Raw genomic sequence first — 13500 nt, forward strand, 5'->3', positions numbered from 1 at the left:
TCTTTTTAAGACTTCAAAAATTAGTCGGTGCTTATGGCAATGAGGTCACACCCGTTCCCATTCCGAACACGGTAGTTAAGCTCATTCGCGTCGAAGATACTTGGCTGGCGACGGCCTGGAAAATTAGATCAGTGCCGACACAATAATTAATAGGAAGCTTATAGGCTTCCTATTAATATTATAAGGGCCATTAGCTCAGTTGGTTAGAGCATCCGGCTCATAACCGGACGGTCTGGGGTTCGAGTCCCTAATGGCCCACCAAGAACTGCTTTTTAAGCAGTTTTTTTTATGCAACAAACCCTCATGTAATGTCTATGCTTATACAGAAGTTTTTGGAAGGGGGACTCCCCGTAGTGAGAGTGCGTGCCTCGGTCAGAAGAATCTTTCTTCAGAGAGGTTTCCCCTGATAATTTCGTGAAAGTTTCTGTATAAGTATCGACATTATGCACATGAGGGTTTTCATTGTATTGTGATGTATGGCATTATTTCAGCCACTTTTGCCCGTGTCAGACCCTCTATGAGGAGGAGCTCATATTCATTTTTGAAGCCGCCTGACCTGCCTCGGAAATCAATGATCTTTTCAGCTATATCTTCATCAATATATGGCAAGAGCATGAGAGTATCCACATCGGCAGTATTAATATTGATCGGCTTAATATCCTCAATAGAAGGAATGAATTCTGTTTCGGATTCGTTTACAGATTCATCAATTTCGCTTTTCACGTCTTCAGCGATATCCTCAATATCTTCCTCGTAAGTGGGATTTACGACATAGATAAAGTCTTTGATTTTGTTGAATATACCTTCACCTATACCGTTGACATTCATAATTTCATCAATATTCCTGAATTCGCCGTTATTCTCACGATAAAAGATTATCTCGCTGGCAAGTACCTCTCCTATACCGTTCAGCTTTTTCAATTCATCTTTATTTGCCGAGTTTATATCAATATATAGCGGTTCTGTAATTATCTCGAAGGTTGTTGTCTGCTTTGTTGTTCTGGAAGACTGTTTTGTTGAGGAAGTTTTTGTATTTTTAATACTTTTTTCAGTTACTTTTATTGTAGTTTGATGCTCTGAGCTGTTTTGAGTTGCTGGAAGTTCAGAGTTTCGTATAATGATAGTTGTGGTTCTTTTCTTTTGGTCTGTTACATGAAAATAGAAGGTAACAGACCCAACTATCAAAGCCGAACATATCATAAAGAGCAGGTATTTCTTAAAGGTAGAGTTTCCTTTCAAAAATAACACCTCTTTGTTTTATGATAACACAAAATTCGACATAAATCAAGAAAAAACTATCTTTTGCTTTTAAAAAAGGCTGACTGCCAAATGGTAAGTCAGCCTTTTTTATAGGTCATAACGTTTAATGAATTTTTTCTCGCCGATCTTGAAACGAAGTATCAGAGTATCATCACAAAGGTCGGCAGTTATTATTTCAGCGTCTCGTATCTGGAGAATCTTTGACAGTTCTTTTATCTCGTCTTCGGTGTAGTCATAGAAGTTATCCGATGTGAAAAGTACACTTCCCATTAGCGAATTTACTTCCGCTAAGCATTTTTTCTGCTCGTCTGAGAGTGAATTGTTACATGGACGAAGCAGGAAAACGTCGGGATCGTTCAGAAAAGCTCTTCCGTTGAGCTGTCTGCGGAAGACTGAATTGAGCAAAGAATTTTTGGTGCTTACGCGCTCACGGTGCATAAGGCGCATATGAGGCTTGTCGTTCCAGTCAAGACCTACATCGCAGCCGATGCGGCAGTAATCGACTTTTCCGAAAGCCGAAGCCAGCGGAACTCCGCAGCCGAGAATAAGTGCATCTCCTGCACATTCACGTAGGAAATCCATAGCTTCTGACATTATCTGACCGCGTGTTTTGTCATGACGCGGAATAATGCAGACCGCATAAAGAAAATCCAACTTCAGTAATTTGTATCCCCAGTCATTGACAATTGTGGAGAGAACCTTGCGTATATATTCGCGGACATCATCGTTATAAATATTGAGTGCATAAAAACCGCTCCAGTTTGAGCCGCCTTTAACAGGATCGAGCTTATCATCGAGCAGCAGCCACTCCCTGTGATCGCGGAAGATCTCGGAGTTTTCCTCGCACACAAACGGTGCGAGCCAGATACCAGGGATAAGCCCTTCCGCCTTGATATCATCGGCAGTCTTTTTCATAAGCGAGGGGAATTTTTCAGTGTCCACCGAAAGCCAGTCACCGACAGCAGTCTGCCAGCCGTCGTCTATCTGAAAAACGTCGGCTTTTCGTGTCAGAGCGTTCAGACCGCGGAGATCGTCTCTGATTTTTTCTTCGTTTATGTCCTGATAGTGATTGTACCAGCTTGTATAGCCGAATATTTTTTCAGCTTCGGGAGCTTTTACGCCAAGAAAATCGAAATATCTGTCGAATACCTCGTTTTCGGTGCCGTTTGTGAGCAATATTTTCAGAGCGCACCATTCACCGTTTATACTTAGGTTTTCGCAGTCTTTATTTATGCAGATTTTATTTTTGTCGGTCTGCGTTATCAACTGTGTAAAACCGCTGTCCTCAGAGAGTGAGCCTATAAAATTGTAGCAGAATTTATTGCGGATATAGCCGTATGACCAGCCGTGCATATCATCGCCGTAGTCGGCAAAATTGTAGTCGCCGTACTGTGAGAAAGCGTATTTATCGCGTATTGCAGAGGGAATATGACTGATACCGCGCATTTTGTCATGTATATCATGTTCGACGGAATCTGTCCAGGACTGGTAACCGTTAAGGAAGATCTTATCGTCTTCACTGAAATAGTATTCAAACTCAGCCCACATTTTTTGAATGGTTATCTCCGAGTTAGATGTTACGATGACCGAAAAAACATCTCCGTTTGTGGTAATATCAAGAGACATACGATCGTTTCTGAGTGAACTTGAGGTTATTGCCATGAAATCATTTTCACCGTCGTTGTAAAGAAATTGCAGCGATTTGAATTTAAGCATTCTTTTGACCCTCCTCTATGCGGTCTATAATTTTTTTCTCGTTATAGCGCAGGAAAACTACACCTCCGAGGAGACAGAGTCCTGCTGCGATAAGTGCTGTGAGTCGGTAGCCCAGACCATAACCTGTCTGACCTTTTTCAACGTCTGAATTTATAAGTACGATGCTTGTAAAGAGCAGCATTGCAAGGGACTGTCCCATTTTGAATGCGAAGGTTCTTGCAGCGTAGAACATTCCCTGACGGCTCTCGCCTGTATTGAGCTTGTCGGCTTCTGATATATCAGCAACGACAGCCTGCGGCAGGATTCCGAGTATAGCCATAGGAACAGCTGCGAGAACTGCTATGATAATACCGTATGCGATCGCGGGGATATTTATTAATCCTGCACCTGCTGTAACGAGGAATGCAAACGAGAAGAACAGGAATGCGAATGAGATGAGCTTCTTTTTGCCCAGCTTCTTTGAGAATACGTTTACAACAGGATAGAACGCCAGAGAAACCACTGTCATAACAGCAAAGAGCGGGAATGTCATACCCGAATCAAGTCCCAGAAGGACAGTTATATAGAATGAAAGACCTGTCTGGAAAAGAGTAAGACCTATCCAGTAGAGTATATCCGAGCATACGAACACACGAAAGTCCTTGTTTTTGAATGTTGCAAGGAGAGAACTGAATGCCGAGCTCTTGCTTGGAGTAGTATCGGCGTATTCGTTCTCGTTGATAAGAAAAGCAGGAATGAGCATACATATTATCGCTACAGCTGCGAGTATAGCAATCGTTATTCTGTAGCTGTTGGCATATCCCATGCTTTCGAGGAAAATGCCTGCGATATTCGGAACGAGGTAAGCAACAGCCGTTCCGAAGAAATATGTAACGGAAATGAATGTAGAAAGGTTAATGCGGGCATTCTGCGTTCTGCCAAGCTCAGGTATGAGAGCATTGTAGGGGGTACAGTAGCAGGTCATGCAGAAATAGAACATCATGGCGAAGATGAAAAGGCAGATAACATTGCCTATGCTTCCTGCCTCGAATGGAGAAATAAACATGAGAACAGTGACTGCTCCGAAAGGTATCGCGGCAAAGCGCATGAAGGGGATACGTCTTCCGAGCTTATGTCTCAGGGAGTCGGACTTGCCTGCGATAAGCGGGTCTGTAACAGCATCGAATATTCTTCCGAAAGCGGTTATGACACCGATAGCGGTCAGTCCGATAAAAGTACCCTTTGGTATGAAAAGGATCTGACCTTTTGTGAGTTCTTCCTGACTTGGCTGATAGAAGAATACCAGCCAGTTGGATATGATGCCTGACAGGAGCGACCAGCCCAGCTGACCGATCGCAAATATCCATAATATTTTATTAGTCGCTATTTTCTTATTCTCCATAAAACGTCATTCCTTTCTTAGAAAGAATACGGCAGTATCGAGTATTGTATTGAGTTCGTCCTCGGCGCGGGAGAAATCATCTCCCGGGAGAAGTTCCCCCTGAATGAGTTTCTTGCAGAGTTCCATAAGCGTATGTGCAAATGAGAGATAAAAGAGCCTTATATTCGGAACTTCACGTACAGTTCCGTCGGAAATACCTGTCATGTAGGCTTTTTCAAAGACAGGGTAGAAGTTGATAATTGACTTTTCATAGTCTCTGAGATCCTTTTTAGGTATAGCATCTGAAATAATCATAAGGTCGAATTCAGCGAGCAGCCGCATAAATCCTGGGTGAGCCTGATAAAGTACGACGAACATTCTCATAAGGTCGCTGACCTGTTTTATTCCAGACTGAGCGAGAAACACATCTGATTCAAATATACCGCTGAACATTTTATTCAGCTCGTTCCACATATATGTCATAGCAGCGATTGTGATACCGTTTTTTGTGCCGAAATATCGGTACAGTGTAGCAACGCCGATGCCGAGTTCGTCTGCGATATCAGTCATTTTCACGGCTTCGATGCCGTTTTTCAGGAACATCTGAGCGCTTACTTCAACGGCTCTGTTCAAGCGTTTGGATTTCAGAGTATCATGAGAAAAATCATTTTCCACTTGACAAACCTCCTTTTTTGTGATAGACTATATATCAGATGATAGACAGTCTATCACTCTTTAGTTAATTTTAACATAATTCTTATACTTTGTCAAGAGTTTGGAGGAATTTTTATGGACAGATCAAAATATATCTTTGAGAATGAAATCTCCCGAAAAGCCTATAAGAAGGCTGTTAAGACCAAGGCAAAGTTTATCGGCAAGTATGGTGATGATTCCAATACTGTGTACCATCTTTCGGCAGTCACCGCACCTGCTATCGGCAAGCCTCTGGGAGTAAAGAAGATAGTGATAAGTCCTCAGAGCGGCTGCAATTTTAACGAAAAAAGCCTTATCATAGGAAATATACGAATGGGTTTCGGACATTACCGCATATCTATGGCAATTGCATCGGCAGCTCACGCGATGGGCTATGAGCCATACTGGTTCGATCTTCATTCGTTCAGGCAGTCCACCTGCGGAAAGATCATTGCTGAGCAGAATGAGCTTTATTCCCTTGGTTCGCGGCTTTCTCAGAAGTTCAACCTTTTCAACAAGCTTATATGGGAGCCTCTCAACAGTGAGGGCTTCCGAAAGCTGACCTATAACAGCACCGATCAGATGACTGCGGAGCTTATGACATCGGTTTTCCGCGAGATACCGAAGGATATCCCATATGTTGCAACTCATGTGTGGCCTTCGCAGGCTGCTGTACACGCTGGACTTACCCATGTAGTCAACGCGATACCGGACAACTGGCCAATGGCGCTTCATCTTTCCGAGGGAGCTATACATACTGTACAAACACCGTCTTCGTATCTGGGATACCGCGCACTGAGAGGTATGGATAAAAAGCGTCAGCTCAGACCGATGCCCAAGGAAGCGATAGTGTATACAGGACATTATATCGACCATGAGCTGGTAAGCAATATCACAAAGGACTGCGCAAAACGTGTAGAGCGTGTCAAAAACGGCAAGGCAAAGCGTTGGCTGATGTCAGTAGGCGGTGCAGGTGCACAGAAGGAGATCTTTATTGCGGTGATAAGGAAGCTTATGCCTGCTATAAGATCGGGCAAAGCAGTACTTTTCATAAATGTTGGCGACCACGACAGAGTATGGCATGAGCTTATTACAAAACTTCCTGAAATGAAGCCTTTCCTGCATGAGCATTTCGATGATTTCAAAAGTACATCGGAGTTCTGTGAAAAGGCGTATGAGGGCGAAGTCAGCGGAATTCACGCATTTTGTCATTCTGATATATTTGCGGCAGTATACTCGACAAATCTGCTTATGAGATGCAGCGATGTGCTCATAACAAAGCCGAGTGAGCTGTCATTTTATCCGATACCTAAGCTTATGATAAAGCGCGTAGGTGGTCATGAAGCGTGGGGCGCTATCCGTTCTGCCGAGATCGGTGACGGTACATATGAGTGTACCACACCTGCTGAAACTGCGGCAATGATCGACATGATACAGCACGGCGGCGACATTATCGAAAAGATGTGCAGACATATTATTACTGCAAAAGAGGCAGGCGTTTATAACGGTGCATATCGGGCTGTTGAGCTTGCAGTAGGCAAAAAATGCGATATTGTCAAATAATAGTGGTTATTGTGCAGCTCTTACCATAATGGTAAGAGCTGCATTTTTTGTTGCACATTAATACAGTAAAATCGTAGAATATGTCACTTGACAGAAAATGAGGCGACAGGATATAATTACTTTGAATAATAAAATGAATTATATATGCGGAACGATTGGATAGAAGATATGCATATACAAACATTTTATTTGTTTTAATTGCACAACGAAGTGTGATGCTCGATGTGCAAAACGCTGATTTTTGTACTTTATCTGTGAAATGTCCACCTGATATGTAAAAAGTAGGTTGCCATATTACATTTGGTAAAGTATAATAAAAACCGGAGAAATTTGTATTCTAAAAAAGGAGTGATACTATGAAACATTCATCCATTTTCGGAAAATTTGTTTCAGCAGTAACGGCATCGGCAATGCTGTTCAGCTGCGCTGCATTTTTTCCCGAAAGCAACCAATTGACCGTTTCCGCGGCAAGTGCTGCGGTGATCGACACCACAGATGTTTATCAGACTATCCGAGGTTTCGGCGGTATCAACCTTCCTGATTGGATCACACAGGGGGATATGACAGACGCTCAGGTTCAGAAGGCTTTCGGCAACGGCAAAGACGAATTGGGATTTACTATCCTTCGTATCTATGTAAGTGATGACAAAAATGCATGGAAAACTGCTGTTCCGACTGCAAAACGTGCTCAGGCACTGGGCGCAACTGTATTCGCAACACCTTGGAATCCGCCTGCTGAGATCCGTAATACCGTTAACGGCGGTATCAGCGGAGGAAAGTATCAGCTCAAGAAGGACAAGTGGGCTGAATACGCTGCACATCTCAACAACTACTGTAAGTACATGGAAGGTCAGGGCATCGACCTCTATTCTGTATCCGTTCAGAACGAGCCTGACTACGCTGAAGGATGGACATACTGGAGTGCAAATGATCTCGCTTCGTTCATTGCACAGTATGGCAAGGCTGTAACATCAGGCACAAATGTCAAGCTCATGTCACCTGAGAGCTTCCAGTACCGCAAGGATATCTACAACGCTATCCTTAACAATCCACAGGCAAAGGCTAATGTTGACCTTTACGGTACTCATTTCTACGGTACAAAACCTGAAAATATGGATTTCCCTGCACTTGAAAATAGCGGCAAGGATATCTGGATGACAGAGGTATATGTACCTGATTCTAACTCTGATGCTGATACTTACCCACAGGCTATAAAAGTTGCTGAGAATATTCATAACGGACTTGTTATAGGCAATCTCAACGCTTATGTATGGTGGTATATCAGAAGATTCTATGGTCCTATGAAGGAGAACGGTCAGATCAGTAAGCGTGGTTACTGTATGGCTCAGTACTCAAAGTGGATCCGTCCGGGCGCTCAGCGTATAGGTGTTACTGAGAAGCCTAACAGCAATATCCTCGTTTCTGCTTATAAGAATACCGACGGCAAGATCGCAGTTGTCGCTATCAATAACGGCAGCTCTGCTGTAAACCAGGAATTCAAGCTCGCAAGCGGTGAGACTATCTCATACGTTGACAGCTATACAACTTCTGCAAACGCTAACCTTGCTGAGAAGGAGATCAATGCAACCGATACAGGCTTCACTGCAAGTCTCGGCAGCAACACAGTTACAACTTTTGTTATTGATACAGAAGGCAACGCTGTTGATCCTTCAAAGAATGTTGACGAGAACGGCTATTTCTTCAATGATACATTTGAAGGTTCCACAAATAGCTGGTCAGGCAGAGGTGCTGCTACAGTTGCGGCTTCTTCATCTGAAAAGCTCAACGGTTCTTCAAGCCTTGCAGTTTCAGGCAGAACAGCTACATGGAACGGTGCTGTAAAGTCACTCAGCTCAAGAACTTTCGTACCCGGAAATGCTTACAGCTTCTCAGCAAACGTAAAGTATAACAGCGGACCTTCCGAGCAGACCTTCCAGCTCTCACTTCAGTATTCAGACGGCAGTGAGACAAAGTATGCTCATATCGCTTCAGCAACAGTGCCTAAGGGCGAGTGGGTACAGCTTTCAAACCTGAATTATACTATCCCTGCGGGTGCTTCTGATCTTCAGCTCTATGTTGAGACTGATGAGAACGATGCAGACTATATCAGCTTCTTCGTTGATGATGTTGTAGGTGCTCCTGAGGGAACAGCTATACAGGGCGCAGAGCCTCCTAAGCAGGTGATTCTCGGCGATGTGAACTTCGACGGTGCTATCAATGCTCTTGATATGATCGCTGCAAGAAAGGGCATCATCGCAGGCACATTCAGCGGTTCGGATCTCAAGGCTGCTGATGTTGATAAGAATGGCAAGTTCGAGACAGCTGATCTCGTTCTTATCCAGTCATTTATCCTTGGCAAGATAAAAGAATGGCCTGAGCCTGAACTCCCGCCGACACCTGAGTATGATACCACAAAGTGGGACAACTACAAGGAAACAGCTTCTGCTCAGTATATCGACTTCTACAAGAGCTCCATAAAGCATATGGGCAATACCTACAGACTTACAAAGAAGCTTGCTGCTGCTGAAAACGGCGAGTCTCTCACAGTTGCTTACCTCGGCGGTTCTATCACAGAGGGTAAGAACTATACAACACCTTTCTCCAAATATCTCCAGACAACATTTGCAAAGGGCAAATTCACTGAAGTAAACGCAGGTATGTCAGGTACATCTTCTGTTGTTGGTCTTGTCCGCAGCGAGAAGGATATCGTATCTAAGAACCCTGATATCATCTTCCTTGAATTCTCAGTTAACGACCACGAGGATATCATGTACAAGAAGTGCTTCGAGAGCTGTATCAAGAAGTTCCTTGATATGCCTAACGAGCCTGCTGTATGCGTTCTTATAACTCGTGCAAAGGGCGGCTTCTCAAGCCAGTCACAGATGTATCCTATCGGTAAGAACTTCGATATCCCTGTTATAAGCATGGACGATGCTCTTACAAAGGCATTCAAAAGAGGCTTGCTCCAGACAGGCGACTACTACACAGACGAGTATCACCCGCATCAGAAGGGCGGTCAGCTCGTTGCTGATTGTATGGCATACTACGTTCGTCAGGCATTAAAGACTGAGAACCAGGCTACAGGCTATACACAGCCTACAAGCTACGTTTACGGCGCAGAGTATGCTTCATGCGAAAACGTTGATCCTAAGAGCCTCAGCAACTTCAGCGCAGGTTCATGGACTTCAGGCACAGGCTACAATTCACTTCCTTACTCTTATACTCTCAACGGAAGCAATCCGATGAAGTTCAAGACACAGGGCAAGGGACTCATAATCGTATTCAAGGCAAACAGCTCAGGTATGGGCAGCATCAATGTTACTGTAAACGGCAAGACAACTAAGATAAACGGCAACAAGCAGTACACTTGGGGCGGTCCTGACGCAGAGCTTGGCTACTATCAGGATACAACAGGCGACCTTGACGTTTCCATCAGCGGAAGCGGCAGCTTCACTATCTGGGGCGTAGGTCTCATAAAGTAAATACTTGCATTAAAAGCTCCGACTTTTTGTCGGAGCTTTTTTGTGCCATAAGCTATGAAAAAGCACAAAAATCTATTGATTTTTCGGGAGAAATAAGATAGAATTAAAGTAATTAATGTAGGGGACGGTGTCCCAGACAGCCCGTAATTTAGATATAATAAGGAGTACATAGCAGTGGCATCATCAAAGGAATATCTTGGATTTGTACTGGAACAATTGTCAGAACTTACCGATATAACATACAGAGCGATGATGGGAGAGTTCATCATATATTATCAGGGCAGAGTAATCGGCGGAATATACGATGACAGGTTTCTTGTGAAGGATACAAAAAATGCAAGAAAGCTCATGCCCGACGCGGCTCTTGAACTTCCCTATGAAGGCGCAAAGGAAATGCTCCTTGTGGAGAATATCGAGGATAAGGAGTTCCTGAAAGAATTATTTGAGGCTATGGTCGGTGAGCTTCCATTACCTAAAAAGCGAAAATAGGTCATATTGGGACAATGTATCATTTTGTCCGTTGCTTATAAAAATCAGAGGAAAAGAGGTATTGAAATGAACAGACTTAAACGAGCATTTGCAGCTTTCAGTGCAGCTGCACTGGTTTTGTCGGCTTATCCCGTGACAGCTCGGGCGGCAGTTACGGCGGACTTCGCAGATGAATACGGCGAGGTCATAAGCGGAGCTGACTACACGATCATGGTGCGACTCAGCGGCAAGTACATAACAGCTGCAAATGACGGAAATGTCCATCAGTGGGAGAAGTTGGGTGACGATTCGCAGGTATGGCGTATCGAGAGCACAGGGGGCGGAAAATGCTGCATACTCTCAGGAAAGGACAGGAGCCTTGCTCTTACCGTGGAGAACGGGAACTCCGAAAACGGAAATAACATCTTCCTTTCGGAGTACAAGGACACGGCTGCTCAGCATTTTATTCTTCATCGTGCCGATGACGCATATTATATCACTGCGGAGTGTTCTGGAAATGCCGCACTTGATGTGTATGATATCAGCCATGAGAACGGTGCCAATATCGACCAGTGGGATTACTGGGCAGGTGAGGGTCAGAAGTTCTATATCCGTCCTGTGGGCGGAGATTTCAGATTTGTCCGCGGTGATCTTGATTTTGACGGTGATGTGGATATATTCGACCGTATCGTCATGCAGCGTGGTATTGTCGGCGGCTTTGACGATACCATGACTGCTGTTGCGGATATAAATGGTGACGGTAATGTAAATACCGCAGATCTTGTGCTCCTGAGCAGTTTCCTTGCAGGAAAAACTGCGGATATTGAAACATATAGCACTATCTACACTGAGAAGCCTGATGTGGCATACCTCTTTGCGTACTTCCTCGGAAATGCTCCCGAGCAGGAGAGACTTTCCTATGCGGTCAGCACTGACGGCTATAACTTCAAGGCACTCAACGGCGGCAGAGCTGTATGGCAGTCAAGCGTAGGCACGAAATGTCTCCGCGACCCGTATATATTCAAGGGCGAGGACGGTCTGTACTATATGTTGGCTACGGATATGAAGTCTTCCCTTGGCTGGAACAGCAACCGAAATCTCCTGAGTGCGAAGTCTACCGACCTTGTTCACTGGTTCGACGAGACAAGCATTGAGATTGCAAACAAGTATCCGCTTATGCAGGGAGCTGACCGCGCATGGGCTCCGCAGGCTATATATGATCCTGAAAAGGATTCGTATATGATATACTTTGCGGCGAGAGTTCCAAACCGCGATAACAGGACGATAATGTATTATGCATACAGCAAGGATATGAAGAAGCTGGACACAGCGCCGCAGCTCCTCTTTGCTCCTGCAAACGGAAACGACGCTATAGATTCTGATATAATTTACCGTAATGGCAAGTACTATATGTACTACAAGAACGAGACAAATAAGCGTATCTATCTTGCTATTGCCGACCACGCAAGCGGTCCGTACAGTGAGATAAAACAGATATCCGAGGGCAGTCTGGGTGTTGAAGGTCCTAATATCTACAACCTCATAGGCAAAGACAAGTGGCTCATGATGTCGGACGCTTACGGTGACGGCTATTACGTGATGCAGGAGACCACTGACCTTGAGAATTTCTCGACCGTCTGCCGCAGCAGCTACAGCTTCAATTTCACTCCGCGCCACGGCTACGTTATCCCTATAAACGGCGACCAGTACACAGCGCTGATAAATGCTTATCCATCGGAGGGACTGACTCCCATAAACACGAGGTTGAAAGCTCCTGTAGTGAATGTAGCTGTAGGCGGAAGTGCGCAGATGCCACAGACTGTTACGGCTCAGTATACAGGCGGCGGAGTTTGTGAAATGAGCGTTGAGTGGAACAGCTCCGATGTGGCGGCAGTCGATATGTCTAAGGCTGGAGTTTATCAGGTCAGAGGAACGATCAAGTCAAGCGCGGAGCTTTACGAAGATCCCTTTATAAAAGAAAGAGCCGATCCATATATCGTGGACGGCGGTGACGGCTACTATTATTTTACGGCTTCATATCCTGCATACGGCAGTGTTGACAAGGGCTATGACCGCATAATTCTTCGCAGGAGCCATACTGTGGGAGGACTTGCCGCGGCTGAGGAAAAGACCATATGGAAGGCTTATTCAAGCGGTATACTCTCAAAGCATATCTGGGCACCAGAAATGCACTATATCGGCGGGAGCTGGTATATGTTCTTTGCGGCAGGAGCAAGCGATAACATCTGGGCTATACGACCATATGTGCTGAAATGCGACAGCGAATCGTTCAAAAACTTTTCGCTGGATATGACGTACTTTGAGAACAACGGCAAACATTACGTGATATGGGCTGAGATTAAGGGCGATTCTTCATTATTTATGGCTGAGATAGACCCTGCAAAGCCGTGGCAGCTCATCTCCAAGCCCATAATGCTCACTAAGCCTGAATATAATTGGGAGCTGGTAAACAACCGCGTAAACGAGGGCGCAGCGGTGCTCAAGACTGACAAGAAGGTTTATGTATTCTTCTCGGCTTCGGGTACAGGCTCGGAGTACTGTGTGGGCAGAATGGAGGCGGATATTAATTCCGACCTTATGGACATAAAGAACTGGAAGAAGCTGAGCAGTCCTGTTCTTTCGACGGCTGATGTAAAGGGCTGTGCAGGCCCCGGACATAACAGCTTCGTGAGAAATGAAAAGGGTGATCTTCTCATAGTATACCACGCGCGTCCTGATTCTCATTCGTCAAAGCAGTGCGGCACGTACAACAAAGACCCGCTTTACGATCCGTGCAGACATACCCGCATAAAGCGAGTTGCATTCGACGGAAACGGCGACCCTGTCATAAATCTGAGCAGTGAAGCTGAACTCAGTCAGGCAAACAAAACGATTACAGCAACTGTGGTCGTTGGGTAAAAAAGCAAGTGACCGAAAGAAGTGCAGGAGCAGGTATGA

Annotated in this window: 8 protein-coding genes, 1 tRNA gene and 1 rRNA gene; 6 read left to right on the forward strand and 4 right to left on the reverse strand. The window is 44.8% G+C overall.

What is annotated here, in order from left to right; translation table 11 throughout:
- Window positions 1-23: 23 nt before the first annotated feature.
- Both rrf and K6G33_RS03105 read left to right on the forward strand, forming a co-directional pair.
- A 5S ribosomal RNA gene (rrf, locus tag K6G33_RS03100) occupies window positions 24-140 on the forward strand.
- Window positions 141-184: 44 nt separating this feature from the next.
- Window positions 185-261 (forward strand) — tRNA-Ile (locus K6G33_RS03105).
- A 198-nt stretch (window positions 262-459) separates the two neighbouring features.
- Here the strand turns inward: K6G33_RS03105 and K6G33_RS03110 are convergent.
- The 4 genes from K6G33_RS03110 to K6G33_RS03125 all read right to left on the reverse strand — a co-directional run bounded on the left by K6G33_RS03110 (window position 460) and on the right by K6G33_RS03125 (window position 5011).
- The gene (locus tag K6G33_RS03110) at window positions 460-1239 is read right to left on the reverse strand and encodes a ComEA family DNA-binding protein (RefSeq protein WP_296776159.1); all 780 of its coding nucleotides are present in this window, start codon (window positions 1237-1239) and stop codon (window positions 460-462) included.
- A gap of 108 nt (window positions 1240-1347) precedes the next feature.
- Window positions 1348-2976: a glycoside hydrolase family 36 protein gene (locus K6G33_RS03115; protein WP_296776163.1), complete on the reverse strand. Its 1629-nt coding sequence runs from the start codon at window positions 2974-2976 to the stop codon at window positions 1348-1350.
- Window positions 2969-4357: an MFS transporter gene (locus K6G33_RS03120; RefSeq protein WP_296776166.1), complete on the reverse strand. Its 1389-nt coding sequence runs from the start codon at window positions 4355-4357 to the stop codon at window positions 2969-2971. The genes K6G33_RS03115 and K6G33_RS03120 overlap by 8 nt, the downstream gene beginning before the upstream one ends.
- A 6-nt stretch (window positions 4358-4363) precedes the next feature.
- On the reverse strand, window positions 4364-5011 hold the full coding sequence (locus K6G33_RS03125) for a TetR/AcrR family transcriptional regulator (RefSeq protein WP_296776169.1): 648 nt from the start codon (window positions 5009-5011) through the stop codon (window positions 4364-4366).
- Between the two features lie 114 nt (window positions 5012-5125).
- On the opposite strand from K6G33_RS03125, the gene K6G33_RS03130 reads away from it, so the two are divergent.
- The 4 genes from K6G33_RS03130 (at window position 5126) to K6G33_RS03145 (ending at window position 13461) form a co-directional block, all read left to right on the forward strand.
- The gene (locus K6G33_RS03130) at window positions 5126-6592 is read left to right on the forward strand and encodes a hypothetical protein (protein WP_296776171.1); all 1467 of its coding nucleotides are present in this window, start codon (window positions 5126-5128) and stop codon (window positions 6590-6592) included.
- A gap of 356 nt (window positions 6593-6948) precedes the next feature.
- Complete coding sequence (locus K6G33_RS03135; RefSeq protein WP_296776175.1) at window positions 6949-10074, forward strand: carbohydrate binding domain-containing protein; 3126 nt, start codon at window positions 6949-6951, stop codon at window positions 10072-10074.
- 174 nt (window positions 10075-10248) lie between these two features.
- Window positions 10249-10563, forward strand: coding sequence for a TfoX/Sxy family protein (locus tag K6G33_RS03140; RefSeq protein ID WP_296776177.1), 315 nt, complete (start codon window positions 10249-10251; stop codon window positions 10561-10563).
- Window positions 10564-10629: 66 nt separating this feature from the next.
- The gene (locus tag K6G33_RS03145; protein ID WP_296776180.1) at window positions 10630-13461 is read left to right on the forward strand and encodes a family 43 glycosylhydrolase; all 2832 of its coding nucleotides are present in this window, start codon (window positions 10630-10632) and stop codon (window positions 13459-13461) included.
- Window positions 13462-13500: the final 39 nt, after the last annotated feature.

The sequence above is a fragment of the Ruminococcus sp. genome, from assembly GCF_024691275.1.
Classification (GTDB): domain Bacteria; phylum Bacillota; class Clostridia; order Oscillospirales; family Ruminococcaceae; genus Ruminococcus.

Bases quoted from the DNA above. Each gene is read 5' to 3' on its own strand.
- K6G33_RS03115 (WP_296776163.1), bottom strand. From the start codon at position 2,976: ATGCTTAAATTCAAATCGCTGCAATTTCTTTACAACGACGGTGAAAAT.
- K6G33_RS03120 (WP_296776166.1), bottom strand. From the start codon at position 4,357: ATGGAGAATAAGAAAATAGCGACTAATAAAATATTATGGATATTTGCG.
- K6G33_RS03130 (WP_296776171.1), top strand. From the start codon at position 5,126: ATGGACAGATCAAAATATATCTTTGAGAATGAAATCTCCCGAAAAGCC.
- K6G33_RS03135 (WP_296776175.1), top strand. From the start codon at position 6,949: ATGAAACATTCATCCATTTTCGGAAAATTTGTTTCAGCAGTAACGGCA.
- K6G33_RS03145 (WP_296776180.1), top strand. From the start codon at position 10,630: ATGAACAGACTTAAACGAGCATTTGCAGCTTTCAGTGCAGCTGCACTG.